Genomic DNA, 25,976 nt, shown 5'->3' with positions numbered 1-25,976 from the left:
AAGTCTGTCCAGCCCTTCGCGCAAAAATATTTCCGTTGCAGCGTCGGGCAAATCAACTCCACAACTCCGGCCATCCTGTCCCACCAGAGGGGCGTAGGCCATCGTCGCAAACGAGGGGCAGGGAGCGGTGGACGCGATGGTGCGAGAGACGAGCGCATCCGTTGCGTACGGTGAAATCGTTTGGGTCCGACGCCCCGATGCAGGCGTCAAGTTCGAAGGCGGCCAACGCTGCCCAAGAGCGATGGTGTCACAAAAAGCAGGGTCACCAGGACGATCTCGTATAAGCCGTAAAGCCATTGCGCAGGGAAGGCCGGAGGCTTCCGCCAAACCTGTATGCTCATGTGCAGCCTATTCTTGTGCAACACGCACATGAGACCGCGGGTGCGGCGCGCACCCGGTCTTCCCTGCGCCCTCTGATCTTGAGAGGGTGAGGATACGAGCAAAACTTCGGGCACAGTGTGTCGCGAGAATGTTTCCGCATATGCAGTTGTCATCGCCCGGCTTGACCGGGCGACCCAGTATTCCAGAGGCGCCAGTGATTGAACCGATAAGCTGCAGCGTACTGGATCCCCCGCATGCGCGGAGGATGACAGCGGCGCGTGACGCGACTCCAACCCTCATTCTGAGGAGCCGCGAAGCGGCGTCTCGAAGGATGGGCTACGGGCGACATGGTTCGAGACGGCGCTGCGCGCCTCCTCACCATGAGGAATCACCCCGGCAAATACCCCCTGATCGCCGGCAGGAAGAAAATCGCGACATTGATCGTGAATCCGATGTTCCACAGGATCGATCGCAGCCGCGGGCGGTTGCCGAGATAGGTGAAAACATAGGCGATCCGCACGATCAGAAACAGCACCGCCAGTTCATCGATCAGGTGCTGTGGCCCGAGGCGAAACTCCGCGAGCAGCACGGCGGCCGCAAAGAACGGAAACGCCTCGATCCCGTTGAGGTGGGCGCCCAGCGCGCGGGCCCGGATGGCGTCTTCGTAGAACGCGGGGTCGCGCGGCTTGGCGTTGTCATATTTTCGATAGCCGATCCATTTGACCGGCACGATGGTCAAAAGATAGAGCGCCACCACCCCGAAAACGCAGAATTCGGCGACCGTCATGGTTCCTCCCGCCCACGGCAATGGATCAAGCGTAGCGAACGGAGGCCAATCTTGACAAGGATGGTGCAACGCGCGAAGCCAACGAAATCATGACCGTGGTCGTTCCCCTTGGAAGCGCGAAGCCTGAACCGGCTGCCCAGCCGGAGCGGGTCGGCGTGCTGCTGGTCAATCTCGGCACGCCCGATACGGCGGATGCCAGGGGCGTGCGGGTCTACCTGAAGGAGTTCCTCTCCGACCCGCGCGTGATCGAGGACCAGGGCCTGAAGTGGAAGCTGATCCTCAACGGCGTCATCCTGCGTGTGCGCCCTGGCCGCAAGGCCCGCGACTACCGGAAGATCTGGAACACCGAGAAGAACGAGTCCCCGCTCAAGACGATCACGCGCGCACAGGCCGAGAAGCTCGCGGCCGGGATCGCCGACCATGACCATGTCATCGTCGACTGGGCGATGCGCTACGGCAATCCGTCGATCCGCTCGCGCATCGACGCCTTGACCGCGCAGGGCTGCAACCGCCTGCTGGTGGTGCCGCTCTATCCGCAATATTCGGCCGCGACCTCGGCAACCGTCTGCGATGAGGTGTTCAAGGTGCTGGCCGGCATGCGCGCGCAGCCGACGCTGCGGGTGACGCCGCCTTACTACGACGACCCTGATTATATCGATGCGCTCGCGGTATCGATCAACGCGCATCTGGCGACGCTGCCGTTTCAGCCCGAACTGATCGTGGCGTCGTATCACGGCATGCCGCAGATATATGTCGACAAGGGCGATCCCTATTACGCGCAGTGCGTTGCAACAACGGACGCGTTGCGGAAGCGCATGGGGCTTGATGCCTCCAAACTTTTGCTTACGTTCCAGTCGCGCTTCGGCTTCGACGCGTGGCTGCAGCCCTATACGGACAAGACCATCGAACAGCTTGCCAAGGACGGCGTGCGGCGCATTGCGGTCGTGACCCCCGGCTTCTCCGCCGATTGCCTCGAGACACTGGAAGAGATCGCGCAGGAAAACGCCGAGATATTCAAGCACAATGGCGGCGAGCACTTCGCCGCGATCCCCTGCCTCAACGACAGCGATCCCGGCATGGACGTCATCCGCCAGCTCGTGTTGCGCGAGCTGCAGGGATGGATTTGACGATTATGTGAAGCCGGCTGCTTCACGAGCGAAACGAGGCACTTGGCCGCCGTTCAGGGCGGGTACATCTGGCGGCCCCGAAACTCCCCCTTACCTATACTATAGCGTTTTCGAGCGAAGTGGGCGCCGGTTCGCGTAAAGAAAAGGCGTCAAAACAAAAGAGTAGAGCCAGTTTCGATTCAATCCGAACCGATAAGGCTCTAACGAATAAGGCTCTAACGAAGTTGCACTGAACCGGCGCGGCCGGCATTCAGACCAAATAATAATACGTCCGCGGATATTGGTGATGCGGCTTTGGAGGACTTTATGACTGGTTTCGACATTTTCGCGATTGCATTTGTACTGCTCGTCATCGTGACACTGTTCGCCGGCGTGAAGACGGTGGGGCAGGGCTACGACTGGACCATCGAACGCTTCGGCAAATACACCCGTACGCTGTCGCCGGGCCTGAACATCATCGTTCCCTATTTCGACCGCGTCGGCCGCAAGATGAACATGATGGAGCAGGTGATCTCCATCCCCGAGCAGGAAGTCATCACCAAGGACAACGCCACCGTGACGGTGGACGGCGTCGCCTTCTTCCAGGTGTTCGACGCCGCGAAGGCGAGCTACGAGGTCTCCAATCTCGATCAGGCGATCATCGTGCTGACCATGACCAACATCCGTTCGGTGATGGGCTCGATGGATCTCGACCAGGTGCTGTCGCATCGCGACGAGATCAACGAGCGCCTGCTGCGCGTGGTCGACGCCGCCGTGTCGCCGTGGGGTCTCAAGGTCAATCGCATCGAGATCAAGGATATCGTGCCGCCGGCCGATCTGGTCGAGGCGATGGGACGCCAGATGAAGGCCGAGCGCGTCAAGCGCGCCGACATCCTCCAGGCCGAAGGCCAGCGGCAATCCGAGATTCTTCGCGCCGAAGGCGCCAAGCAGGGCCAGATCCTGCAGGCCGAAGGCCGCAAGGAAGCCGCGTTCCGCGACGCCGAGGCGCGCGAGCGTTCGGCCGAGGCCGAAGCCAAGGCGACGCAGATGGTCTCCGACGCCATCGCCAAGGGCGACGTCGCCGCGCTGAACTATTTCATCGCCGACAAATACATCAAGGCGTTCGGGCAGTTCGCGGATTCGCCGAACCAGAAGATCATCATGCTGCCGATCGAGGCGACCAGCCTTCTCGGCTCGCTCGCCGGCATCGGCGAAATCGCCAAGGCCACCTTCGGCGAAAGCGCAGCCTCGGCCACAGCCGCCGCCCGGCGCGGTTCAGTGCCGCCAGCCGGCCCGACCCCGCCGCCGCCGTTCACGCCGCAGCGGTAGGAGGCTTCTTATGTTGGGTGCAGCTCCGCACTCCATGCACCTCTCCCGCTTGCGGGGGAGGTCGACGCACGCGATAGCGTGCGGCGGGTGGGGGAAATCTATCCACCAGCATGCTGTGCGGAAGCACCCCCACCCCAACCCTCCCCCGCAAGCGGGAGAGGGAGCTTACTGCCTGTTTGTTATCGAGATCGACTGACAAGAGAATTGAAAGGTCGTGTCATGGCCGAGATGTTTGTTACCTTAGGCACCTGGAACTGGTTGATCTTCGGCTTCATCCTGATGGCGCTGGAGTTGCTGGCGCCGGGTGTGTTCCTGTTCTGGCTCGGGCTCGCCGCCCTGCTGGTCGGGTTGTTGTCGTTCGCGATCAATCCGGCGTGGCAGACGCAGCTCCTGATGTTTGCAGTGTTTGCGGCCGCCGCCGTGCCGGCCTGGCGCTACTTCGCGCGCAGCGCCTCCAGCCACAGCGTCAGCAATCCCTTTCTCAACAAGCGGACCGAAGCGATGATCGGCCGGGAGTTCACGCTGGAAAAGCCGATCGTCGACGGATCAGGCACGGTGCGGATCGACGACACCATCTGGCGCGTTGCCGGTCCCGACACGCCGGCCGGCAGCCGGGTACGAATCGTGCAGGCCGACGGCGCCAGCCTGACGGTGGCTGCGGCCTAGGTCGAACTGTTGATATGCTTGCTCCAGCGCTCGGCGAAACGGTGGAGGGGAAGGAGCGTCTGCTCGAGTTCGCGGCCCAGCGCGGTGAGGCGGTAGCCGTCGCCTTGTTCGAGTTCGACGAGGCCCGCTTCGCGCAGTTCGGTCAGCCGCGCCTGCACGATGGTCGGCGAGGCGTCGTCGCAGGCGGTGCGCAGCGCGCGGGAGGTCAGGGGAGCGTCGCGCAGCTCCCAGACGATCCGCAAGGTCCAGCGCCGGCCCAGCAGATCGAGCAGCGCCATGATCGGCCGGCCCGATCGCGAGCCGCGGACGGCTTGTTTTTTCGGGATTGCGACCGGTTTTGCCATCGAAAGCCCTCTTGCGGATTGCTACAGATATTGTAGCGTGATGCTACGTTTAGTGTAGCATAGGAGTTGGCGATGTCCCAAACGAGCCCGCGCATCGCGCCGCTGGCGCCGCCTTATCAACCGGAGATCCAGGCGCAGTTCGACCGCATCATGCGCGGCGCGCCGCCGCTGATGCTGTTTCGCGTCATGGCCGGCCATCCCCGGGCCTGGGAGAAATTCCGCGCCGGCAGCCTGCTGGACCGCGGTCCGCTCACCTTGCGGCAGCGCGAGATCGTCATCGACCGCACCTGCGCGCGAACGGGTTGCGAATATGAATGGGGCGTGCACGTCGCGACGTTTGCGGAAACCGCCCATCTCACCGACGAACAGGTCCGCGGCACCGTGCGGGATAAAGCCGATGCCGCCTGCTGGTCGGCCGCCGAGCAGGCCCTGATCGCGGCGGTGGATGCGCTGCATGACCGCGCGACGCTGACCGATGCCGAATTCAAGGCGCTGTCGGCGCATTACGACGAGGCGCAGATTCTCGAAATCATCATGCTGTGCGGATTCTATCGCACCGTGTCGTATCTGGCGAATACGCTGGCGTTGCCGCTAGAGGCGAGCGCGGCGCGGTTTCCGGATTGGACGAACTAACCGTCATTGCGAGCGAAGCGAAGCAATCCATTTCGCCGCGAAGGAAGAATGGATTGCTTCGTCGCTGCGCTCCTCGCAATGACGTGGAGAGCGCTCTACGCCACGCCCGCCCGCAGCAGATCGTGCAGGTGCACGATGCCGACCGGCTTGCCGGCGTCGGTGACGATCAGTGCGGTGATCTTCGAGGAGTTGAGAATCTCCAGCGCCTCGCCGGCGAGCAGGTCGCGGCCGATCGTCTTCGGATTCTTGGTCATGACGTCGTCGACGCTGGCGGTCATCAGGTCGGAGCGCATGTGACGGCGCAGGTCGCCGTCGGTGACGATGCCGACGATATGGCCGCGCGTATCCGTGATGCCGACGCAGCCAAAGCCCTTCGACGTCATCTCGACCAGCGCATCCGACATCTTGGTGCCGAGCGGTTTTAGCGGCACGCTATCGCCCGCATGCATGAGGTCTCGGGTGTATTTCAAGAGCGCGCCGAGCTTGCCGCCGGGATGCAGCACGCTGAAATCGACCGAGGTGAAGCCGCGGCCTTCCAGCAGCGCGATCGCCAGCGCATCGCCGAGCGCCAGCATCATCAGCGAGGAGGTGGTGGGTGCGAGATTATGCGGGCAGGCCTCGCGGGCCTTCGGCAGCGTCAGCGCCACGTCGGCCGCCTTGGCGAGCGAGGATTCCCGCTCCGCGCTGATCGCGATCACGTGAATCCGGAACCGCTTGGCGTAGGTGATGAGATTCTTCATCTCCGGCTGCTCGCCGGACCATGACAGCGCCAGGATGACGTCGTCGGCGGTGATCATGCCGAGATCGCCGTGGCTCGCTTCCGCGGCGTGGACGAAAAACGCCGGCGTGCCGGTCGAGGCGAACGTGGCGGCAACCTTGCGGCCGATATGGCCTGATTTGCCGAGCCCGGTGACGATCAGCCGGCCCTTGGCGTTTTTGATCAGATCGGTCGCCGCGATGAAGGGCGCCCGCAGGTCGGACTGCAACGCCGCCGTGATCGCGGCGATGCCGCTGCCTTCTGCATCGAGGGTGCGCAGGGCCGACTCGATAGCGGCGTCAGCGGGGTCGGTGCCGGATGATTTTGCCATCAGCGGATTCGGATTGGCCATGTCTGCTTCCAGGGAGAGGGGTCACAGCCCCGGGCCCCTCCTTAGCATGGGCCGCGCGGTGATGCGACGCGCGCCCTCCGGCTCTCAACGGCTCATTAACCATAATTGTTTTAACTCCCATTAACGACGTTTTCCGCTGCATTCGGAGCGCGTCATTCAAGTGTCTGACGTTGTTGGGGTATTTTCTTATCGTGATGGCGGGTCCAGCAAGGGTCCGAGGCCTCTGCGCGCACCCCGTCGGCGCGGCCTTGTCGTGCCTTGTGGTGATCGCCCTGAGCGGCACTGGAGCCGGGGCCCAGACCGTCACTCCGGACCTGTTCAGCCCGACTCGCTCCAGTCAGGTGACATCTGCGGATTCGCCGTTGCGGCGGACCACCGCGGATATCATCGACCGCACCGCTGATGCCACGAGTGACCCCCGCTTACGCGGTCAGGACGCGCCGGCGCCGTCGCGGATCGGACAGATCCCGCGCTACGGCACCGCCGCCGCCAGCGGCGCATCGGACTGGGGCTACGATTCGCTGAACCGCAAACGCAAGCAGACGAAATATTATCCGGGGCAGGCCAGGCCGAAGCCTCCGGTCGGTCCCGGCAATCCGCCGCCACCGCTGGCATCAGGCGGGCCGCAACGCCTTTCAGTCCCGCCGTCGCAATCCGCCAACAAGACGCCGATCGCCCCCGCGATGGCCAGCACCGTGGTCGGGCAACCCCTGCGCAAGCGGCTCAAGGTCGACGACGATCCGTTCGGCGCGGTCGGCGATTACGCCGGCAGCTTCCTGATCAAATCGGCGCTCGAACTCTCGGCCGGCTACGACACCAACCCGCGCCGCACGGCGGTGCCCCGCGGATCGCCGTTCTATGTGGTCGCACCCGAATTCCTCGCCGTCTCCGACTGGGAGCGCCACGCGCTGGTCGCCGACTTGCGCGGATCGTTCACCGGCTACGGCAACACCTTTCCGCCGCCGACCGACGGCACGGTTTCGTCGGCGCCGGTCAATGTCGATCGTCCGGATTTTACCGGCCATGTCGATGGGCGACTCGACGTCACCAGCGACACACGTCTGTTGGCGCAGACGCGGCTGCGGGTCGCGACCGACAATCCCGGCAGTCCGAACATCCAGGCCGGCCTCGCCAGATATCCGGTCTATGCGTCGTTCGGCGGCACCTTCGGCGTCGACCAGAATTTCAACCGGCTGCAGATTTCCGCCGGCGCCACCGTCGACCGCACCGCCTATACCGACTCCAAGCTGACCGACGGCACTTACTCGAGCAACGACGACCGCAACTTCAACCAGTTCGGCGGCATCGGCCGCGTCAGCTACGACCTGATGCCCGGCCTCAAGCCGTTCATGGAAGTCGAGGGCGACAGCCGCGTCCATGACCTCAGGCTCGATCGCAACGGTTATGCGCGCGACTCTTCGGGCGGTTACATCAAGGGCGGCACCAGCTTCGAGTTCTCGCGGCTCTTGACCGGCGAAATCGGCGTCGGCTACGCCGCGCGCGACTATGTCGACACCAGGCTCAACCGGCTCGAGGGCTTGCTGGTGTCATCCTCGCTGACCTGGACCGTGACGCCGCTGACGACCGCCAAATTCTATTCCGATACCGCGATCTCGGAGACCACGCTGCCCGGCACCTCGGGCGTGCTGACGCATACCTACACCGTCGAGGTCGATCATGATTTCCGCCGCTGGTTGACCGGGATCGGCAGGTTCACCTGGGGTTCGCTCGACTATCAGGGCGACAGCCGCCACGACAAGTTCTACTCGCTGTCCAGCGACGCGATCTACAAGATGAGCCGCAACATCTGGCTCAAGGGCACGCTGCGCCGCGACTGGCTGGATTCGAATCTGCCGGGCAACAGCACGGCGTCCACGGTGGTGATGATGGGCGTCAGATTGCAGAACTGATCACTCGTTCGCCGTGGTCTCGGGACGCCAGGTCAGCAATCTATCCTCGACCATGGTCAGCAGCCATTCGGCAATCAGGGCGACGACGGCGATCACGATCATTGCGGCGAACACGCCGTTGGAATCGAACGATCCCTGGGCGGTGGCGATCAACAGGCCCATGCCTTCGCGTGCGCCCAAAAATTCACCGACGATGGCGCCGACCAGCGCGAAGCCGAAGGAGACATGAAGGCTGGCGAGGATCCACGACAGCGCCGAGGGGATCACGACGGCGCGGGTCATCTGCCAGTCGCTGGCGCCGAGGATGCGGGCGTTGGCAATCAGGTTCTTGTCGGCCTCGCGCACGCCCTGGAAGGCGTTGGCGAAAACCACGAAGAACACCATCACGACTGCCAGCGCGATCTTGGAAGCGGCGCCGAGGCCCAGGGCTACGATGAAAATCGAACCCAGCACCACGCGCGGGATCGAGTTGGCGACCTTGATGTAGATCGAGAACACGTCCGACAGCAGTTGATTGCGGCCGAGCGCGATGCCGCACAGGATGCCCATCACGGCGCCGATCAGGAAACCGGCGCCGGCCTCGTAGATCGTCACCCAGACCTGCTTCCAGAGCGGGCCGATCGAGGTTCCGTTCTCCGACCAGTCGATCAGTTTGGCGACGATGCCGCTGGGCTGGCCGAAGAAGAACGGATCGATCAAGCCAAGGCGCACGCCGAGTTCCCAACCGCCGACCAGTACCACCAGGACGGCGAGCCGCAACGCCAGCACCAGCCGCGCGCGGCGGCGCTGCCGTTCGACCAGGGTTTCCATGCGGACGGCAGGGGCTGATGTATCGATGCTGGTTTCAGCCATGGCTCAATGCCCCGCTCTTGCGCGCAACACTTCCTCGCGCAGATCGTCGGAAATGTTGCGCGCGATCGCGATAAAGCGTTCGTCGTAACGCAATTTGGCGACGTCGCGCGGGCGTGGCAGGTCGATGGTGTGCACGGATTTGACCCGCGCCGGGCGCGTGGTCAGCACTGCGACGCGGTCGGCCAGCAGGATCGCCTCGTCGAGGTCGTGGGTCACGAACAGCACGGCCGACTTCGCCTGTGCCCATAGTTGCAGCAGCTCTTCCTGCATCAGTTCGCGGGTCTGGACGTCGAGTGCCGAGAACGGCTCGTCCATCAGCAGCACCTGCGGATTGTTGATGAAGGTCTGCGCCAGCGCGACGCGCTTGCGCATGCCGCCGGAGAGCTGGTGCGGATGATGGTCCTCAAAACCCTTCAGCCCGACGCGGGCGATCCAGTCGCGCGCCGTCGCCTCGGCCTGCGCGCGCGGCACGCCCCGGAACAGCGGCCCGGCCATGACATTGCCGAGCACGTTGCGCCAGGGAAACACCGCATCCTGCTGGAACACGAAGCCGACGCGGCTGTCGACGCCCTCGACCGGCACGTCGAACAGCGTCACCTCGCCGGCCTGTGGCTTGGCCAACCCCGCGATCAGCCCGAGCGTCGTCGACTTGCCGCAGCCGGTCGGGCCGACGATGGCGAAGAATTCGCCGGGCGCGATGGTGAGATCGAAATCCTCCAGCGCCGACAGGATATCGCCGGTCGGCGTCACGAACCGCCGGGCGACGTTTTTCAGTTCGACGGCGGAGGGTGATTTAACGTCCATCATGGGTAATTCCAGATTCGGTTCTGCGCCACAGAGGTCATTGCGAGCGAAGCAATCCATCGAGCCTCAAGGCAAGTATGGATGGCTTCCGCCTTCGCTCGTTGAGCTACGGCGGACAAGTCGTCGCTGCGCTCCTCGCAATGACGGCGTAGCTCAATGCGTGGCGTTGGCCTTGACCACGAATTCCGTGGTGTAGGTCTTGGAGAGGTCGATCGTCTTGCCCTGCACGTTCGGCGAGAAGCTCGACAGCACCTTGAGCACGGATTCCGGTGCGCCTTGCGGCATCATGCCATCGGGCGAATATTGCGCGCGGCCTTCCCTAAGGCCCTGCACATAAAGCTCGAGGTCGCCGGCGTAGTAGTCCTTCGGCATCTGCGCCGCGATTTCCTCCGGCGAATGCGAGTTCATCCATTTCAGCGTCTTGACCATCACGTTGACCACCTTCTGTGCGGTCTCCTTGTTGGCTTCCATCCAGGCGCGGTCCATGTAGAGGCAGGCGGCGGGATAATCGCCGCCGAGGGCGGCGCGGGTCGCTTCCGGCGTGCGCAAGTCGATGCCGACCTTGGCGGTGCCGGTCTTCACCGCGCGCGCCACCGTCGGCTCGGTGGTCATGCCGGAAACGATCTTGCCCTGCTGCATGCCCGCCAGAAACGTGTCACCGGCACCGACCGGCACCAGCGTGTAGTCCTGGGGCTTCAGTCCGGCCTTCGCCGCCAGCGCACGGGTCAGGAAATCCGTCGCCGAGCCGAGGCCGGTCACGCCGAGCGCCTGACCTTTCCAGTTGGCGGGGTCCTTCAGCTTGTCGGCGTCGGCGGCCTTCACCAGCACGACTTCGCCCGGCGCCACCGCGAACTGCACGACCGAGGTGATGAACTTGCCCTTGGATTGCAGGTCGATGGTGTGATCGTAGAACCCGACCACGCCCTGGACCTCGCGCGCCAGCAGCGCGGTCGCGGCCTGCGAGCCGGAGGTCGAGTTGAACAGTTCGACATCGAGGCCCTGCTCCTTGAAGAAGCCGAGCTGGGCCGCGAGTTTCGCCGGCAGGTAGATCTGCTTGTCGATGCCGCCGACCATGATCTTGATCGGGGTCTGCGCCAGCGCCGGCGCGGCGGAAAGCGAGAGAACCGAAATCGCCGCAACAGCGGCGGCGGCGAGAAGTTTGCGCATGGCGTTTCCTTCGGAAGTTTCCTGCGGAGGGATGCTTTTATGGGGCCGCGGTTCCCTCGGGAGGGCGCGCCGTGACCGGTATGAGCGGCCATCTGGATCAAGGGGAGCTGGTCGAGTCAATTAGGCATTTGGACGCTTTGACACGCCATCATCACCCGCGAAGCGGGTGATCCGGTATTCCGAAAAGCGAGAGTGACAAGTCGCGAGGCCGCGGCGGGTTTACCTCGGCAGCGTCGTCGATCCCATCAGGAACTGATCGATCGCGCGGGCGCACAGGCGGCCCTCGCGGATCGCCCACACCACCAGCGACTGGCCGCGGCGCATGTCGCCTGCGGTGAACACCTTTGGCAGCGAGGTCTTGTAGTCCGTGAGATTGGCGCGGACGTTGCCGCGCTGGTCGAGGTCGAGGCCGAGCGTCTTCAGCATGCCCTCGTGCACCGGATGCACGAAGCCCATCGCCAGCAGCACGAGCTGCGCGTCGAGGTCGAATTCGGTGCCTGCGATCGGCTTGAACTTGTCGTCGACCTGTACGCAATGCAGCTTCTGCACCTTGCCGTCCACGCCCGAAAACTTCTGCGTCAGCACCGCGAATTCGCGGCGCGCGCCTTCGGCCTGGCTCGACGAGGTCCGCATCTTCAAGGGCCAGTTCGGCCAGGTCAGGCCCTTGTTCTCGTGCTCGGGCGGCGCCGGCATGATTTCGAGCTGGGTCACGGACTTGGCGCCCTGCCGGAAAGACGTGCCGATGCAGTCCGAGCCGGTGTCGCCGCCGCCGATCACGACGACATGCTTGCCGCCGGCGAGGATGTCCTTGACGCCGCTCACCGGTTCCGAGGAGACGCGGCGGTTTTGCTGCGGCAGGAAGTCCATCGCGAAGTGAATGCCGTCGAGGTCGCGGCCGGGGATCGGCAGGTCGCGGCCGGCTTCGGCCCCGCCGGTCAGCGCCACCGCGTCGTACTGCTTGAGCAGTTGCTGCGGATCGAGCGCGCCCGCAGCGCCGCCGCCGACATGGACGCCGTAATGGAACGTGACGCCCTCGGCTTCCATCTGCGCCACGCGGCGGTCGATGATGTGCTTTTCCATCTTGAAGTCGGGAATGCCGTAACGCAGCAGGCCGCCGGCCTTGGCGAACTTCTCGTAGACATGGACGTCATGACCGGCGCGCGCGAGCTGCTGGGCTGCGGCAAGGCCGGCGGGCCCGGAGCCGACGATCGCGACCTTCTTGCCGGACTTGTTGGGCGCGATCTCGGGGGGCAGCCAGCCATTGTCCCAGGCGCGATCGACGATGGCGCATTCGATGGTCTTGATGGTGACCGGGTTGTCGTCGATGTTGAGCGTGCAGGACGCTTCGCACGGTGCCGGGCAGATGCGGCCGGTGAACTCCGGAAAATTGTTGGTCGAGTGCAGGTTGCGCGAGGCCTCTTCCCAATTGTTCTGGTAGACGAGGTCGTTGAAATCGGGGATCTGGTTGTTGACCGGACAGCCCGGCGTGCCCGGCTGAACCGAACCGGTGCCGTGGCAATAGGGGATGCCGCAGTTCATGCAGCGCGCGGCCTGGTCGCGGGTGTCTTTCTCGCTCAGGGGAATGACGAATTCGCGATAGTTCTTCAAACGCTCAGCGACCGGCTCATACTTGCGATCATGCCGGTCGATTTCGAGAAAACCTGTGATCTTGCCCATAACGCCCCTGTGACTTCCACCTCTTCGTCATCCTGAGGAGCGCGCTCTTGCGCGCCTCGAAGGATGAGCCACAAACACTTCCGTTGATCATCCTTCGAGGCTCGCCAAAGGCGGCTCGCACCTCAGGATGACGTCGTTTTCTATGCGCCGATCGCGATCTTCGGCTCGGCGTCGGCGTTGGCCTTCATTTCCTTCAGGGCGCGGCGGTATTCGACCGGCATCACCTTGCGGAATTTCGGCAGCCAGGTCTTCCAGTCCGCGAGAATCTCGGCGGCCTTCTTCGAGCCAGTCAGCTTGGCGTGACGCGTGATCAAGATGTGCAGCCGCTCGATGTCGGATTCGAGCAGGTTCTGGAACACGTCGACCCGGCCATGCGCCTCGAGATCGCCAGAGTGGTTGTAGGTATTCTGGTTGATCATCTCTTCCGAGAGCACTGGTTCGAGCTCGACCATCGCCATGTTGCACAGCCTGGCGAAGTCGCCGGCCTCGTCCAGCACATAGGCGATGCCGCCGGACATGCCGGCCGCGAAGTTGCGCCCGGTCTTGCCCAGCACCACGACGATGCCGCCGGTCATGTATTCGCAGCAATGGTCGCCGGCGCCTTCGACGACCGCGATCGCGCCGGAGTTACGCACTGCGAAGCGCTCGCCGGCGATGCCGCGGAAATAGCATTCGCCCTCGATCGCGCCGTACATCACGGTGTTGCCGACGATGATCGATTCTTCCGGCACGATGCCGGAATCGCGCGGCGGCTTGACGATGATGCGGCCGCCGGACAGGCCCTTGCCGACATAGTCGTTACCTTCGCCTTCGAGCTCGAAGGTGACGCCGCGCGCCAGCCAAGCGCCGAAGGCCTGGCCCGCGGTGCCCTTCAGGCTGACCTGAATGGTGTCATGCGGCAGCCCGGCATTGCCGTAGATCTTCGCGATCGTTCCCGACAGCATCGCGCCGGCGGAACGGTCGGTGTTGTTGATCTCTTCCTCGATCTTGACCGGCGCGCCGCGGTCGATCGCGGCTCTCGCCTTTTCGATCAGCCGGCGGTCGAGCACGGCTTCCAGATGATGGTTCTGGTTCTCGGCGTGATAGATCTTCTGGCCGGGCAGTTCCTTCTGCCGCACGAACAGCTTTGAGAAATCGAGCCCCTTCGCCTTCCAGTGCGCCACCAGGGTGGACTGGTCGAGCATCTGGGTCTGGCCGATCATCTCGTTGAAGGTGCGGTAGCCGAGCTGCGCCATGATCTCGCGGACTTCCTCGGCGACGAAGAAGAAGTAGTTGATGACGTGCTCGGGTTGGCCGGTGAAGCGCTTGCGCAACACCGGATCCTGGGTCGCGACGCCGACCGGGCAGGTGTTGAGATGGCACTTGCGCATCATGATGCAGCCGGCCGCGATCAGGGGCGCGGTGGCGAAGCCGAACTCGTCGGCGCCGAGCAGCGCGCCGATCACGACGTCGCGTCCGGTGCGGAAGCCACCGTCGACCTGGACCACGATGCGGCTGCGCAGCCGTTCGCGCACCAGCGTCTGGTGGGTTTCGGCAAGGCCGATTTCCCACGGCGACCCCGCATGCTTGATCGAGGTCAGGGGAGACGCGCCGGTGCCGCCTTCGAAGCCTGCGATGGTGACATGGTCGGCGCGCGCCTTGGCGACGCCCGCGGCCACGGTGCCGACACCGATTTCAGAGACCAGCTTGACCGAGACCTGACCGTCCGGATTGACGTTCTTGAGGTCGTAGATCAGCTGCGCCAGATCCTCGATCGAATAGATGTCGTGATGCGGCGGCGGCGAGATCAGGCCGACGCCCGGCGTCGAATGCCGCACGCGCGCAATGACCGCGTCGACCTTGTGGCCGGGCAGTTGTCCGCCTTCGCCGGGCTTGGCGCCCTGCGCCATCTTGATCTGCATCATGTCGGAGTTGACGAGATATTCCGTCGTCACGCCGAAGCGGCCCGAGGCGACCTGCTTGATCGCTGAACGCATGCTGTCGCCGTTCGGCATCGGCTTGAAGCGATCCGACTCTTCGCCGCCTTCGCCGGTGTTGGACTTGCCGCCGATCCGGTTCATGGCGATTGCCAGCGTCGTGTGCGCCTCGCGCGAGATCGAGCCGAAGCTCATCGCGCCAGTGGCAAAACGCTTGACGATCTCCTTGGCCGGCTCGACCTGGTCGAGCTTGATCGGCTTGCGCTTCTCGTCCTCGGCGGTCTTGATCCGGAACAGGCCGCGCAAGGTCACCAGCCGCTCGGACTGCTCGTTGAGAACCTTGGCGAACGCCTGGTAACGCTCCAGCGAATTGCCGCGCGCGGCATGCTGCAGCAGGCCGACCGTTTCCGCGGTCCAGGCGTGATCCTCGCCGCGGGTGCGGTAGGCATATTCGCCGCCGACATCGAGCGCGGTCTTGTAGACCTGCGCGTCGCCGAACGCATCGTTATGGCGCCGCACGGTTTCCTCGGCGATTTCGGCGAGGCCCACGCCCTCGATGCGGGTGTGGGTGCCGGCAAAGTACTTGGCGACGAAATCGGCCTTGAGGCCCACCGCGTCGAAGATCTGCGCGCCGCAATAGGACTGATAGGTCGAGATGCCCATCTTGGACATCACCTTGAGCAGGCCCTTGCCGATCGACTTGATGTAGCGCTTGACGATTTCATAGTCGTCGAGCGCGCCCGGCAGACGGTCCTTCATCGCGATGATGGATTCGAACGCCAGATAGGGGTTGATCGCTTCGGCGCCGTAGCCGGCCAGACAGGCAAAGTGATGCACTTCGCGCGGTTCGCCGGTTTCCATCACCAGGCCGACCGACGTACGAAGACCCGTGCGGATCAGATGATGATGCACGGCGGCGCAGGCCAGGAGCGACGGGATCGGAATCCGGTCCGAGCCCGCCATGCGGTCGGACAGGATGATGATGTTGACGCCCTCGCGCACCGCGCCTTCGGCGCGCGCGCAGAGTTCGTCGAGCACCTGTTCGAGGCCCGCCGCGCCGAACCCGGCATGGAAGGTGGTGTCGAGCGTGCGCGACTTGAAATGGCTGTCGGCGACATCGGTGATCGAGCGGATCTTTTCCAGATCGGCGTCGGTCAGGATCGGCTGGCGCACTTCGAGCCGCTTGGTCGAGGCAAGGCCCTGCAGGTCGAACAGGTTCGGCCGCGGTCCGATGATGGAGACGAGGCTCATCACCAGCTCTTCGCGGATCGGGTCGATCGGCGGGTTGGTGACCTGCGCAAAATTCTGCTTGAAGTAGGTGAACAGCGGCTTCGGCCGGTCCGACAGCGCCGAGATCGGCGTGTCGTTACCCATCGAGCCCGCGGCTTCCTCACCGGTGGCTGCCATCGGCGTCATCAGGATGGTGATGTCTTCCTGCGAATAGCCGAACGCCTGCTGGCGGTCGAGCAGCGGCAGGTTGGAGCGAATGCCCTTGGTGGCTGCGTCCGGCAGTTCCTCGAGCTGGATCTGGGTGCGGTGCAGCCAGTCGGCGTAAGGATGGCTCTTGGCCAGCTCCGCCTTGATCTCGTCGTCGGGAATCAGGCGTCCCTGTTCGAGGTCGACCAGCAGCATCTTGCCGGGCTGCAGCCGCCACTTGGTGATGATCTGGTCCTCGGGGATCTTCAGCACGCCCATTTCGGACGCCATCACGATGCGGTCGTCCCTGGTGACGAGATAGCGCGCCGGGCGCAGGCCGTTGCGGTCCAGCGTGGCGCCGATCTGGCGGCCGTCGGTGAAGGCGATCGCGGCGGGGCCGTCCCACGGCTCCATCAGGGCGGCGTGATATTCGTAGAACGCGCGGCGCTGCTCATCCATCAAGGGATTGCCGGCCCACGCTTCCGGAATCATCATCATCACGGCGTGCGGCAGCGAGTAGCCGCCCTGCACCAGGAATTCGAGGCCGTTGTCGAAGCAGGCGGTGTCGCTTTGCCCTTCGTAGGAGATCGGCCACAGCCGGCTGATGTCCTTGCCGTAGAGTTCGGAATGCACCGAAGCCTGCCGCGCCGCCATCCAGTTGACGTTGCCGCGCAGCGTGTTGATTTCGCCGTTGTGCGCCACCATTCGGTACGGATGCGCCAGCGACCAGGCCGGGAAGGTGTTGGTCGAGAAGCGCTGATGCACCAGCGCCAGCGCGCTCTCGAAATCCGCTTCGTGCAGGTCGGGATAATACTTGCCGAGCTGGTCGGCCAGGAACATGCCCTTGTAGATCACGGTGCGGCACGACATCGACGCCGGATAGTAGCCGGCGAGGCCGCGTTCGCGGCGCTGGTAGATCGCCTGCGAGATCGACTTGCGCAGAATGTAAAGCCGGCGTTCGAATTCGTCCTCGGTCTTGGCCGCGCCGTTGCGGCCGATGAACACCTGCATGTGGTAGGGTTCGGTCGGCTTGACGGTTTCACCCAGCGAAGAGTTGTCGGACGGCACGTCGCGCCAGCCGAGCAGCATCAGGCCTTCGGCCTTGATCTGTTCGGCGACGATGCTCTGGATGACTTTGCGCCACGCGGTTTCCTTCGGCAGGAACAAAGCGCCGATCGCATAGTCGCCGGGCTCGGGCAACTGGAAGCCGATCTCGGCGGCCTTGCGCTTGAAAAAGGCGTGCGGGATCTGCACCAGGATGCCGGCGCCGTCGCCGGCGCGCGGGTCGGCGCCAACAGCGCCGCGATGTTCGAGGTTGCACAGAATGTTGATCGCGTCGGAGACGATCTGATGCGACTTCACGCCCTTGATGTTGGCGATGAAGCCGACGCCGCAGGAATCCTTTTCCAGGCTCGGGTCGTACAGTCCTTCGGCCGGCGGACGCCAGCTGAACTCGCGCGGGGGATCGATCGCGACGGGGTCGGCCGGTTTCGAAGCCGCGGTCGCCGACAGTGCTGCTGTCCCGATATTTTCGCGCTCGAATTCCGACCCGCTCATCTCAATCCTCTTAACTAGGCTAAGGGCCACCGCATCATCGGCACACCTTGGGCGTTTGCGGCACCCACCGGGCCACCGCTCGTCCTCCGCGAGCCGCAATTTCCTAAATTCAGGCTTGGGCGTTCAACGTCCCTGAGGAACGGCCTTGCCTGCACTTCCCTGGAGCTCGAAGCACCCAGATTTCGTTGCAATCCCCGTGCCGGGACCGCTCCGAAATTGAGACAGCGATACTGTCCTAACTCCGACCATGCCAAACTTTTGTCTATCACACAAGCATGTGAGAGTCCTCGCCCGCATGGCTGATCCGTGCCTTTCGCGGGCTGAAACCTCCGCCCCGGATTTGAAGCAAACGCGCCGCGATCCGGCCCAAGGACCGCCGGATTTTACGGCGAAATTCGCGACACGGGACGAATAAATTCGCCCGGGGTACGGCAGGCGAGAGGGCGAAAACGCTCCGGCCTTGGCGTTCAGAGGCGTTGGGACTTACAGGAGCTTACAACGATGAAGTTGTTCACCGGATGTTTGGCGGCGAGCGTGGTTCTGTTCGCGGCCGGCGCGCAAGCGCAGATGCTGGCGCCTTACACACCCGTCTCCGATTTTGGCGGTCCCTATGCGGCGGTACCGGATGCCCCGGGAGCGCATTACGGCTACGGCCCGCGGCTGCTGCCGCCGGAGGAAGTCTATACGGTGGTGCGCGAGAACGGGTTTTCGCCGCTCGGCATCCCCCGGCAGCGCGGCTTCGTCTACGCGATCGAGGTGATCGATCGCAGTGGTGAAAGCGGCCGGCTGATTGTCGATGCCCGTGACGGGCGGATCGTCCGCTTCAGGCCGGGTTACCGGGTCGGGACCAATTTCGGCGAGGAGCCGGCGGTGGTCTATGGCCAGCCCGGGGCGCTGCCGCCAAGTACCCCTGTCCGGGGTGAGCCGCGGCCGCCGCGGTCGATCCCGCATGTGGCCAGCCGTACCGTGCCGGTGCCGAAGGCGAGCCCGCTCGCCGCCAGGCCCGAAGCCCAGCCCGAACCACAACAGCAGCAATCGGCGGCGACGCAGTCGAAGCCGGCGGAGGCGCCAGCGGCTCCGCCGGCCGTTACGACCGGCCAGGCTTCGGCGAAGCCCGTCGTCGAGATCGCGCCGACAAAAGACCTGCCGAAGGTGCAGGGGCTGGAATAGCCCTTATCGTCGTCCCTGCGAACGCAAGGACCCATACCGCGTGATCTACCGATGAAGCGGTGTGTCAGCGGCCTTTCGCAAAATGGCCGCCGGTGGCTATGGGTCCCTGCTTTCGCAGGGACGACGGCTGCAACAAAAAACGCCCCGGTTTCCCGGGGCGTTTTCGTTTCGGCCAATATCTGCTGAAAGCCGGGACGCTGTTACGCGGCTACCGAAGCGTCGACCACCTGCGGGGCCTTTACGCCGGACGTGATCGGAATGCTGCGCGGCTTCTTGGCCTCGGGAATCTCGCGGACGAGATCGACGTGAAGCAGGCCGTTCTCGAGCGAGGCGTTTTTCACCTGCACGAAGTCGGCGAGCTGGAAGGCACGTTCGAAGGCGCGCGCGGCGATGCCGCGGTAGAGCACCTCGGCTTTCTCGGCGGTGTTCTCGTTGGCGGTTTTCTCACCCTTGATCGTCAGGGTGTTTTCCTTGGCGACGATCGAAAGTTCGCCCTGCGAGAAGCCGGAAACCGCGACACTGATGCGGTAGGCATTCTCACCGGTGCGCTCGATATTGTAGGGGGGATAGCCGGGGCTGCCGTCGGCAGTCGCCTGATCGAGCAGGCTGAAGAAACGGTCGAAGCCGACGGTGGAACGATAGAACGGGGCGAGATCGTAGGTACGCATAGGTAGTCCTCCATTGAGCGACTGTTGCAATTAACCCGCCCGCCATCGGGCCGGGCTTTCGTCTTGTGCAGCCTTGGTGTTTCGACCCGAAACACTGGTAGCGGCCTGCACAGAAGTGATATGGGAGGGGAGAAACGGCGTTCAAGAGGGCCGCAAATGCCGCCCTTTTTTGCGCTCCCGCCTTGATTTTCAGCCCTTTTCACCTATCCGGTTCCGGTCATGACGCTTGTCTCGATTCCCGCCAATCCGGTTCCGGAGGATGTCGTCTCGGGCACCATCAAGACGCCCGACGGCGCCGAATTGCGCTTCGCGCGCTGGGCGCCGCCTGCGGGGCGCAAGGGCACGGTCTGCGTCTTCACCGGGCGCAGCGAATCGATCGAGAAATATTTCGAGACGGTGCGGGACCTGCGCGATCGCGGTTTCGCGGTGGCGATGGTCGACTGGCGCGGCCAGGGGCATTCGTCGCGGCGGTTGCGCGATCCGCGCAAGGGCTATGTCCGCGACTTCTCCGATTTCGAGGTCGACGTCGAAACCTTCGTGCAGCAGGTGGTGTTGCCGGATTGCCCGCCGCCCTATTTCGCGCTGGCGCATTCGATGGGTGGCGCCGTCATGCTGCGGATCGCCCATGCCGGCAAGCGCTGGTTCGATCGCATGGTGCTGTCGGCGCCGATGATCGACCTGCCGGGGCGCGCCACCTCGTTTCCGGCGCGGGCGCTGCTGCGGATCATGCGGTTCGCCGGCCAGGGCGGCCGCTACGTGCCCGGCGGCAGCGACGCGCTGACCGGTTCGGAATCCTTCATCAACAATCCCTTCACCAGCGATCCCGTGCGCTTCGCCCGCAACGCCGCGATCCTGGAAGAAGACCCGACGCTCGGCATCGGCTCCCCGACGGTGGCCTGGGCCGATACCGCCTTCCGGGCGATGCATACCTTTCGCGGCGCCAACTACCCTTCCGAAATCCGCCAGCCGATCCTGATGCTGGCCGCCAGCAACGACAGCATCGTCTCAACGGCGGCGATCGAGGAGTTCGCCTATCACCTGCGCGCCGGTTCGCATCTGGTGATCGCGGGCTCCAAGCACGAGATTCTGCAGGAGCAGGACCGCTACCGCACGCAATTCTGGGCGGCGTTCGACGCCTTCGTGCCCGGCACGCCGCTGTTCAAGTGATGGCAAAGCGTTTTCGAGCGAAGTGGTACCGGTTCGCGTAAAGAAAACGCGTCAAAAGATTAAGGCTTCGGCAGCCGCGCGACGATCCGGTCGGGGAAGCGCCGCTCGACGAACAGCGTCCTGACCTCGTCGACGCTGAGGTAGCGATCGTCGCCACTGCCCTTGCCCATGATGCGCAGCAGGACCGGCCATTCGCCCTTCATCAGAATGGGATAGTAGAAGCGGGCCGCATCGCCGGCGCGCGCGAGATTGGCGGCCATGTAGGTCTCGATCTCTTTGGCATCGAGTCCGCGCTCGACGCCGCCGGCGCCGTTCGGCCGGTCCTTGCCGAAGGAGGCGAGGCGGATGATTTCGTCCTCATGCACGTGCGCATCGACATCGAGAATGCGCGAGCCGGCGCCATGCTTGTCGAGCGGGCCGTTGCGCAACTCGTCCAGCACCGCGCCGGAGATGAAGCTTCGCAACGGATTGCCGTTCGCCGTCAGCGCGACGCCGTAGGTCTCCAGCCAGACCTTGATCTTGCTGGCGCCGGTCTCGCCGCTGGCGAGGTCGATCGTTTCGGCGATCGTCGAAAGCGGGACGATGTGGCCGCCGACATAGCCGTTCGCGACCAGCGCGCGCAGGAACGGGCAGGGATTGTTGGGCGAAACGGCAGCGGCAGGTGCGGCGTCTGTCATGGCTCCAAATCCCTCGAAAGCAGCGGATGAAGAATGTCCGTCTGACATGACGGAAGGTCTTGCATGATGGAAGGTGTTGAAAGGCGAATTTATGGTCGTTGCACTACTTATGGATGCAATCGAGTTTTCGCGGAATTCGGCGCGGTGTCAACTCAAGCCGTTTCAACTGACGGCCGTCTCAGCTCAAAGCTTGGGCGCGAGCCCGGCAGGACGATCCGGGATCAGGAATCCGCGGCGAGCTTGGGTGAAGACTCGATCAGCGCCACTTTACCGAACGGGATGCCGGCCTTCAAAAGCCCCTCGCGGTAATGGGTGACGTCACCCGGGGCTTTCCAGTGCAGATGCCGCAACATCCGCTCGACGGTTAGATTCGGATAGTTGCTCAGCAGCGCCTCGGCCGCGTTTTTCGCTTCCGCAGTCCGCCCCAATTGCGCGAGGGCCGCCGTGCGGATCGCGAGCGCCTGCAGCTGGTTGGGATTGAGATACAGTTCTTCGCGCGCCCACGACAAAGCGGCATCATATTGCCCGAGCAGATAGTGACTGAACGCGTTCACGGCGGCCCATTGATACCGGGGGTCGGAGTTGCCGCGCTGCGCTGCCATCGAGAACAGTTCGATGGCGTGCCGGTGTTCGCCGATCACGAGATGGCACATGCCGAGCACGCCACGGGCGCCCATGTCGTATGGGTTGAGGGCGACCGCCCGCTTGGCGGCGTCCATCGCCGCTTCGTAATGCCCCTGCACCGCGCTCACATAAGCCAGGATCTGAAACGCAAAGGACGAACGCGGATCGAGCCGGACGCTGCTCTGCGCCAGCGACATCGCGGAGTCCCACAATTCGCGCGTGCTGGCGATCCATCCGAACTGGATGCCCTGGATCTGAATGGTGGCGAGATAGGCGCGCGCGATCGACAGCGTCGGATCGAGCGCGATGGCTTCGCGGAAAAGGCCGATCGAGGTTTCCCAGTCGTCCTTGGTCTGCAGATAATAGTAGGACAAGCCTTTCAGGAAGCGGTCCCACGCGGTCAGGTCGTTCGACGACGGCCGCGGCGGCGCCGAGGCTTCCGCCCGGTAGATCTCGGCCGCGATCGCCGCCGACAGACTGGTGGTGATTTCGTCCTGCATCGCGAACAGGTCGCCGATGTCGCGGTCAAACCGGCCGGTCCACAATTGCTCGCCGGTCTCCGGCGCGATCAGCTCCGAGGTGACGCGAATCTTGGTTCCGGCCCGCCGCACCGATCCCTGGATCAGGTAGGTGGCGTCGATTTCGCGCGCGATCAGCCGCGTGCTCTGGTTGTTGCCCTTGAACGCGAAGGTCGAGTTGCGGCTGAGCACCCGGTAAAACGATTGCAGCGAGAGCGCGTGGATCAGGTCCTCGGTCAGGCCGTCGGAAAAATATTCGTCGGCGCCGTCGCTGAGATTCGCAAACGGCAGCACGCCCACGATTGCGGTCCGATACTGCGCGGCGAGATTCGAGGTCTCGCTTGGAACCAACCTGGATCCGCGACCGGCGCTGTCGGTACCTTCGGGTTGCCAGGTCCAGACATCGATCGGCTCCTCGATGTTCTTGAACCGGTGGGGGCCGGCATCGACCAGGTGGACGCTGAGACGCTTGCCAGCCTCATGGCAGGCCTTGCCGGAAACGGCGATGCCGCCGGGGGGGGCGACCGATTCGAGGCGGACGGCGATGTTGACATCGTCGCCGAACACCTCGTCCTCGTCGGCCATCACATCGCCCATGTGGATGCCCATGCGGAACTGCATGACGCGATCGCCGGGGATATGGTTGTTGCGTTCGGCCATCAGCCCCTGCATCGCAATCGCCGCCTCGATGGCGCCGACGATGCTCGGAAATTCCAGCAGGAAGCCGTCGCCGGTATTCTTCACCAGCCGGCCGCCATGGTTGAGAATGACCGGGTAGATCGCGCCGCGATGGGCCTTGAACGTGGCGTGCGTACCTGCCTCGTCGGCTCCCATCATGCGGGAGTAGCCGGCGACGTCAGCACAGACGATGGCAGCTAGGCGTCTTTCCATGTCCTCAAGATATCCCAGAAGGCTCCAGAACCGGCAGATACCAGTACGTGGTCGGTTGACTGATTCCAATGTTTATAAAGGGCGCTTCGTCTGGCGGAAGCCCGATCCGATCATGATAGTAATGCAATCCGCCGGAAAATGGCATGGGGCAACCGGGCGGAAAGCTCCAAGAAACAGTAGGACAACGGTCAGACCATGGGCGGGACGCTCGGCATTCACGAACTTTGGCTCTTTATCCTCTCCGGATTGCTGCTCAATGTCACACCGGGGCCGGACACCGCCTATATTATCGGCCGCAGTGTCCAGCTCGGCTGGCGCGGCGGGGCGGCTGCGGCGCTGGGGATAAGCTGCGGCTGCCTGGTTCATGTGTTTGGCGCCGCCATCGGCCTGTCGGCGCTGCTGATGGCGTCTTCGGCGGCATTCGCCGTCGTAAAAATGGCCGGTGCGGCCTATCTGCTGTTCTCCGGTGTCCAGATGTTGCTGTCGCGGCCCCGTCCCGTCGCGGAGGCGGCTGCGGAAGCCGGCGGCACCTCGCTGCGCCGGGTGTTCTGGCAGGGCGCCCTGACCAACGTGCTCAACCCGAAGGTGGCGCTGTTTTTTCTGGCATTCCTGCCGCAATTCGTGGCGGTGGACTCGCCGCACAAGGCGCTCGCATTTCTGACGCTTGGACTGATCTTCATTTGCAGCGGAACGCTCTGGTGCTTCGGCGTCGCGGCGTTCGCGGCGAAGGCTGCCGGCCGTATCCGGCAATCGGCGGGCGCGATCGCCTGGGTCAACCGCCTGCTCGGCGGGATGTTTGTCTATCTCGGCGTCCGCGTCGCCATGATGGATACGCGCTGAGGTCAGCCCTCACTGTTCGTTTCAGGCGTCACGTTTCAGCTTTGGATTTTCAGCAAGGCATTGCCGGCGAGATAGACCCCGAGCAGGATCATCGCGACCTGGAACCAGATGCGGAAAATATCCGGCCGCAGCCGCGTGCGGACGGCCTGGCCGACGAACATGCCGGCGAATGAGCACACCATCGCGACCGCGCCCGGCACCGCGGTCGCCGCCGTCAGCAGGCCCTCGCTGGTCAGGTTGAAGCCGAGCGCCAGCGTCGCGACCGTGAAGAAGACGCCGAGCGCCTGGATCAGCTCTTCTTTCTCCATGCCGATCGCCTGCAGGTATGGCACCGAGGGAATGACCTGCACGCCGCTCGCCGCCGAAATCATCCCGGTGACGACGCCGACGATCCCGCCGACCCATTTCTCGCTTTGGGGCGCGACCGAGAAACTGAATTTGCTGAGGGCGATGATGGCGTTGATCGCCAGTAACAGGCCGAGCACGATCGCTGTGTAGCGTGCATAGGGACCGGTCAGCGCGCCGCCGTTGAGCCAGATTCCGGCGGCGGTTCCGATCAAGAGCGGCCAGAGTCGCCGCAGAATGTCGCGCAGATAGGGGCCGCCGAAGGTCTGCCAGATGTTGGTGACGATCGCCGGCACGATGACGATGGCAATCGCCTGGGCCGGCGGCATCGACACCGCGAGCAGGCCCATCGACACCGTCGGCAGGCCAAGCCCGAGGGCGCCTTTGACAAATCCCGCAAGCAGGAAGGCGACGGCGATGAGGAGGAGCAAGGAATCGAACATGACGCGCACATTGACCGATCGACGCGGACGGCACAATCTGGAGATTACGGAGACAGCCTTCGTCTGTGTCGAAGTCTGCCTGTCATTGCGACCCGTTGGCTCGCAATGACAGGCTCCAACGTCAATCATGTCGTGAGGAAATGGCCATGCGTTTCGATCTGGTCGACCTTCAGCTCTTTATCGCGGTGGCGGAGACGCGCAGCATCACCAACGGCGCGCAACGGCTTCATCTGGCGCTGGCGTCCGCCAGTGCGCGGATCAAGGGACTGGAACAGGCGCTCGGCGTCGTGCTGCTGGTGCGCGGCCGCCGCGGCGTCGAACTGACGCCGGCCGGCGAAAGCCTGCTCGATCACGCCCGGATCGTCATCCACAATGTCGAGGCGCTGCGCGGCGATCTCCTGGCCTTTTCCCGCGGCGTCAAGGCCACGGTGCGCTTCCTGGCCAACACCTCGGGCCTGTCGGAATATCTGCCGAAGGTGCTGGCAGCCTTTCTCGGCCAGCATCCCCACATCTCTGTTGACGTCGAGGAGCGCGAAAGCGGCGATATCGCCCATGCCATCCTGACCGGCGCAGCCGATCTGGGCCTCGCCGCCGAACATGCGTTGCCGGACAGTATCGAGCGCATCCCGTTCAGCGAAGACCGCCTGGTGCTGATCGCGGCGCGCGGCGACGAACTGGCCGGCCGGCGGCAGGTCGATTTGAGCGAGGTCGTCGAGCGGGATTTCGTTGGATTGATCACCTCGAGCGCGCTGCACGCCCATGTCACCGGACATGCGGCGCGGCTCGGCGCCCGGCTCCGGTTTCGTGCCCGGCTGAACAATTTCGACGCCATCGGCGAGATGGTCGCCGCCGGCATCGGCGTCGCCGTGATGCCGGAGGTCGCCGCGAAGCGCTGCGCGCGTGCGATGAAGATCAGCGTCGTCAGGATCAGGGATCCCTGGGCCAACCGGCGGCTCGCGATCTGCGCCCGCAGCTTCAAGTCGCTGCCGCGGCCGGCGAAACAGCTCGCCGACCATCTGCGTACCGTCGCGCCGTAACG

General features: G+C 64.1%; 20 protein-coding genes and 1 pseudogene. 9 read left to right on the top strand and 12 right to left on the bottom strand.

Annotated features, from left to right (window positions below; all coding sequences use genetic code 11):
- Positions 1–709: 709 nt before the first annotated feature.
- Entirely contained in the window at positions 710–1,108 is a 399-nt protein-coding gene (locus BLR13_RS13230; RefSeq protein WP_074823422.1) for an MAPEG family protein, read from the bottom strand.
- A gap of 89 nt (positions 1,109–1,197) precedes the next feature.
- Here BLR13_RS13230 and hemH point away from each other — a divergent pair, with 89 nt between their 5' ends.
- The 3 genes from hemH to BLR13_RS13215 all read left to right on the top strand — a co-directional run bounded on the left by hemH (position 1,198) and on the right by BLR13_RS13215 (position 4,209).
- The gene (gene hemH, locus BLR13_RS13225; protein ID WP_074823423.1) at positions 1,198–2,235 is read left to right on the top strand and encodes a ferrochelatase; all 1,038 of its coding nucleotides are present in this window, start codon (positions 1,198–1,200) and stop codon (positions 2,233–2,235) included.
- A 306-nt stretch (positions 2,236–2,541) separates the two neighbouring features.
- The gene (locus BLR13_RS13220) at positions 2,542–3,543 is read left to right on the top strand and encodes an SPFH domain-containing protein (RefSeq protein WP_074823425.1); all 1,002 of its coding nucleotides are present in this window, start codon (positions 2,542–2,544) and stop codon (positions 3,541–3,543) included.
- Between the two features lie 219 nt (positions 3,544–3,762).
- A complete protein-coding gene (locus BLR13_RS13215; protein ID WP_074823428.1) occupies positions 3,763–4,209 on the top strand; it encodes an NfeD family protein in 447 nt (148 codons plus the stop codon).
- On the opposite strand, the gene BLR13_RS13210 is transcribed toward BLR13_RS13215, so the two are convergent.
- Positions 4,206–4,553 carry a winged helix-turn-helix transcriptional regulator gene (locus tag BLR13_RS13210; protein WP_074823431.1) on the bottom strand — a complete coding sequence of 116 codons (348 nt, stop codon included), beginning with the start codon at positions 4,551–4,553 and terminating at the stop codon, positions 4,206–4,208. The genes BLR13_RS13215 and BLR13_RS13210 overlap by 4 nt on opposite strands.
- A 72-nt stretch (positions 4,554–4,625) precedes the next feature.
- Here BLR13_RS13210 and BLR13_RS13205 point away from each other — a divergent pair, with 72 nt between their 5' ends.
- Complete coding sequence (locus BLR13_RS13205; protein WP_074823434.1) at positions 4,626–5,186, top strand: carboxymuconolactone decarboxylase family protein; 561 nt, start codon at positions 4,626–4,628, stop codon at positions 5,184–5,186.
- 95 nt (positions 5,187–5,281) lie between these two features.
- On the opposite strand, the gene BLR13_RS13200 is transcribed toward BLR13_RS13205, so the two are convergent.
- Complete coding sequence (locus BLR13_RS13200; protein WP_074823439.1) at positions 5,282–6,295, bottom strand: KpsF/GutQ family sugar-phosphate isomerase; 1,014 nt, start codon at positions 6,293–6,295, stop codon at positions 5,282–5,284.
- A gap of 194 nt (positions 6,296–6,489) precedes the next feature.
- Here BLR13_RS13200 and BLR13_RS13195 point away from each other — a divergent pair, with 194 nt between their 5' ends.
- Complete coding sequence (locus tag BLR13_RS13195; RefSeq protein WP_074823441.1) at positions 6,490–8,205, top strand: outer membrane beta-barrel protein; 1,716 nt, start codon at positions 6,490–6,492, stop codon at positions 8,203–8,205.
- On the opposite strand, the gene BLR13_RS13190 is transcribed toward BLR13_RS13195, so the two are convergent.
- From BLR13_RS13190 to gltB, 5 genes are all read right to left on the bottom strand, one after another.
- Positions 8,206–9,057 (bottom strand): ABC transporter permease, encoded by an 852-nt coding sequence (locus BLR13_RS13190; RefSeq protein ID WP_074823444.1) that lies wholly within the window; start codon positions 9,055–9,057, stop codon positions 8,206–8,208.
- Between the two features lie 3 nt (positions 9,058–9,060).
- Positions 9,061–9,864: an ABC transporter ATP-binding protein gene (locus BLR13_RS13185; RefSeq protein WP_074823447.1), complete on the bottom strand. Its 804-nt coding sequence runs from the start codon at positions 9,862–9,864 to the stop codon at positions 9,061–9,063.
- A gap of 150 nt (positions 9,865–10,014) precedes the next feature.
- A complete protein-coding gene (locus BLR13_RS13180; protein WP_074823451.1) occupies positions 10,015–11,028 on the bottom strand; it encodes an ABC transporter substrate-binding protein in 1,014 nt (337 codons plus the stop codon).
- 219 nt (positions 11,029–11,247) lie between these two features.
- Positions 11,248–12,705, bottom strand: coding sequence for a glutamate synthase subunit beta (locus BLR13_RS13175; RefSeq protein WP_074823454.1), 1,458 nt, complete (start codon positions 12,703–12,705; stop codon positions 11,248–11,250).
- A 140-nt stretch (positions 12,706–12,845) separates the two neighbouring features.
- Positions 12,846–17,594, bottom strand: coding sequence for a glutamate synthase large subunit (gene gltB, locus BLR13_RS13170; protein ID WP_074823457.1), 4,749 nt, complete (start codon positions 17,592–17,594; stop codon positions 12,846–12,848).
- Between the two features lie 501 nt (positions 17,595–18,095).
- Between gltB and BLR13_RS13165 the strand changes: the two genes are divergently transcribed.
- On the top strand, positions 18,096–18,764 hold the full coding sequence (locus BLR13_RS13165; RefSeq protein WP_074823463.1) for a hypothetical protein: 669 nt from the start codon (positions 18,096–18,098) through the stop codon (positions 18,762–18,764).
- 200 nt (positions 18,765–18,964) lie between these two features.
- Here the strand turns inward: BLR13_RS13165 and BLR13_RS13160 are convergent, their stop codons facing one another.
- Entirely contained in the window at positions 18,965–19,432 is a 468-nt protein-coding gene (locus tag BLR13_RS13160; protein ID WP_074823466.1) for an Hsp20 family protein, read from the bottom strand.
- A gap of 219 nt (positions 19,433–19,651) precedes the next feature.
- On the opposite strand from BLR13_RS13160, the gene BLR13_RS13155 reads away from it, so the two are divergent.
- The gene (locus BLR13_RS13155; protein ID WP_074823469.1) at positions 19,652–20,599 is read left to right on the top strand and encodes an alpha/beta fold hydrolase; all 948 of its coding nucleotides are present in this window, start codon (positions 19,652–19,654) and stop codon (positions 20,597–20,599) included.
- A gap of 62 nt (positions 20,600–20,661) precedes the next feature.
- On the opposite strand, the pseudogene BLR13_RS13150 reads toward BLR13_RS13155, so the two are convergent.
- Together BLR13_RS13150 and BLR13_RS13145 are read right to left on the bottom strand one after the other, a co-directional pair.
- Positions 20,662–21,276 (bottom strand): annotated as a pseudogene (locus BLR13_RS13150) (di-heme-cytochrome C peroxidase); the annotation flags it as partial.
- A gap of 221 nt (positions 21,277–21,497) precedes the next feature.
- Positions 21,498–23,309 (bottom strand): adenylate/guanylate cyclase domain-containing protein, encoded by a 1,812-nt coding sequence (locus tag BLR13_RS13145; RefSeq protein ID WP_079586359.1) that lies wholly within the window; start codon positions 23,307–23,309, stop codon positions 21,498–21,500.
- Positions 23,310–23,504: 195 nt separating this feature from the next.
- Here BLR13_RS13145 and BLR13_RS13140 point away from each other — a divergent pair, with 195 nt between their 5' ends.
- On the top strand, positions 23,505–24,149 hold the full coding sequence (locus BLR13_RS13140; protein WP_074823476.1) for a LysE family translocator: 645 nt from the start codon (positions 23,505–23,507) through the stop codon (positions 24,147–24,149).
- A gap of 35 nt (positions 24,150–24,184) precedes the next feature.
- Here the strand turns inward: BLR13_RS13140 and BLR13_RS13135 are convergent, their stop codons facing one another.
- Entirely contained in the window at positions 24,185–24,937 is a 753-nt protein-coding gene (locus tag BLR13_RS13135; protein ID WP_074823481.1) for a sulfite exporter TauE/SafE family protein, read from the bottom strand.
- Between the two features lie 146 nt (positions 24,938–25,083).
- On the opposite strand from BLR13_RS13135, the gene BLR13_RS13130 reads away from it, so the two are divergent.
- Positions 25,084–25,974, top strand: coding sequence for a LysR family transcriptional regulator (locus tag BLR13_RS13130; RefSeq protein ID WP_074831571.1), 891 nt, complete (start codon positions 25,084–25,086; stop codon positions 25,972–25,974).
- Positions 25,975–25,976: the final 2 nt, after the last annotated feature.

Origin of the sequence: Bradyrhizobium ottawaense, assembly GCF_900099825.1 — a bacterium.
Taxonomy (GTDB): domain Bacteria; phylum Pseudomonadota; class Alphaproteobacteria; order Rhizobiales; family Xanthobacteraceae; genus Bradyrhizobium; species Bradyrhizobium ottawaense_A.
The sequence above is the reverse complement of the archived record's forward strand: the minus strand, read 5'-3'. Positions and strand labels throughout refer to the sequence as shown.

Bases quoted from the DNA above. Each gene is read 5' to 3' on its own strand.
- BLR13_RS13200 (WP_074823439.1), bottom strand. From the start codon at position 6,295: ATGGCCAATCCGAATCCGCTGATGGCAAAATCATCCGGCACCGACCCC.
- BLR13_RS13135 (WP_074823481.1), bottom strand. From the start codon at position 24,937: ATGTTCGATTCCTTGCTCCTCCTCATCGCCGTCGCCTTCCTGCTTGCG.
- BLR13_RS13140 (WP_074823476.1), top strand. From the start codon at position 23,505: ATGGGCGGGACGCTCGGCATTCACGAACTTTGGCTCTTTATCCTCTCC.
- BLR13_RS13230 (WP_074823422.1), bottom strand. From the start codon at position 1,108: ATGACGGTCGCCGAATTCTGCGTTTTCGGGGTGGTGGCGCTCTATCTT.
- gltB (WP_074823457.1), bottom strand. From the start codon at position 17,594: ATGAGCGGGTCGGAATTCGAGCGCGAAAATATCGGGACAGCAGCACTG.
- BLR13_RS13185 (WP_074823447.1), bottom strand. From the start codon at position 9,864: ATGATGGACGTTAAATCACCCTCCGCCGTCGAACTGAAAAACGTCGCC.
- BLR13_RS13205 (WP_074823434.1), top strand. From the start codon at position 4,626: ATGTCCCAAACGAGCCCGCGCATCGCGCCGCTGGCGCCGCCTTATCAA.
- BLR13_RS13175 (WP_074823454.1), bottom strand. From the start codon at position 12,705: ATGGGCAAGATCACAGGTTTTCTCGAAATCGACCGGCATGATCGCAAG.
- BLR13_RS13220 (WP_074823425.1), top strand. From the start codon at position 2,542: ATGACTGGTTTCGACATTTTCGCGATTGCATTTGTACTGCTCGTCATC.
- BLR13_RS13145 (WP_079586359.1), bottom strand. From the start codon at position 23,309: ATGGAAAGACGCCTAGCTGCCATCGTCTGTGCTGACGTCGCCGGCTAC.
- BLR13_RS13180 (WP_074823451.1), bottom strand. From the start codon at position 11,028: ATGCGCAAACTTCTCGCCGCCGCCGCTGTTGCGGCGATTTCGGTTCTC.
- BLR13_RS13160 (WP_074823466.1), bottom strand. From the start codon at position 19,432: ATGCGTACCTACGATCTCGCCCCGTTCTATCGTTCCACCGTCGGCTTC.
- BLR13_RS13155 (WP_074823469.1), top strand. From the start codon at position 19,652: ATGACGCTTGTCTCGATTCCCGCCAATCCGGTTCCGGAGGATGTCGTC.
- BLR13_RS13195 (WP_074823441.1), top strand. From the start codon at position 6,490: ATGGCGGGTCCAGCAAGGGTCCGAGGCCTCTGCGCGCACCCCGTCGGC.
- hemH (WP_074823423.1), top strand. From the start codon at position 1,198: ATGACCGTGGTCGTTCCCCTTGGAAGCGCGAAGCCTGAACCGGCTGCC.
- BLR13_RS13210 (WP_074823431.1), bottom strand. From the start codon at position 4,553: ATGGCAAAACCGGTCGCAATCCCGAAAAAACAAGCCGTCCGCGGCTCG.
- BLR13_RS13165 (WP_074823463.1), top strand. From the start codon at position 18,096: ATGAAGTTGTTCACCGGATGTTTGGCGGCGAGCGTGGTTCTGTTCGCG.
- BLR13_RS13190 (WP_074823444.1), bottom strand. From the start codon at position 9,057: ATGGCTGAAACCAGCATCGATACATCAGCCCCTGCCGTCCGCATGGAA.
- BLR13_RS13215 (WP_074823428.1), top strand. From the start codon at position 3,763: ATGGCCGAGATGTTTGTTACCTTAGGCACCTGGAACTGGTTGATCTTC.
- BLR13_RS13130 (WP_074831571.1), top strand. From the start codon at position 25,084: ATGCGTTTCGATCTGGTCGACCTTCAGCTCTTTATCGCGGTGGCGGAG.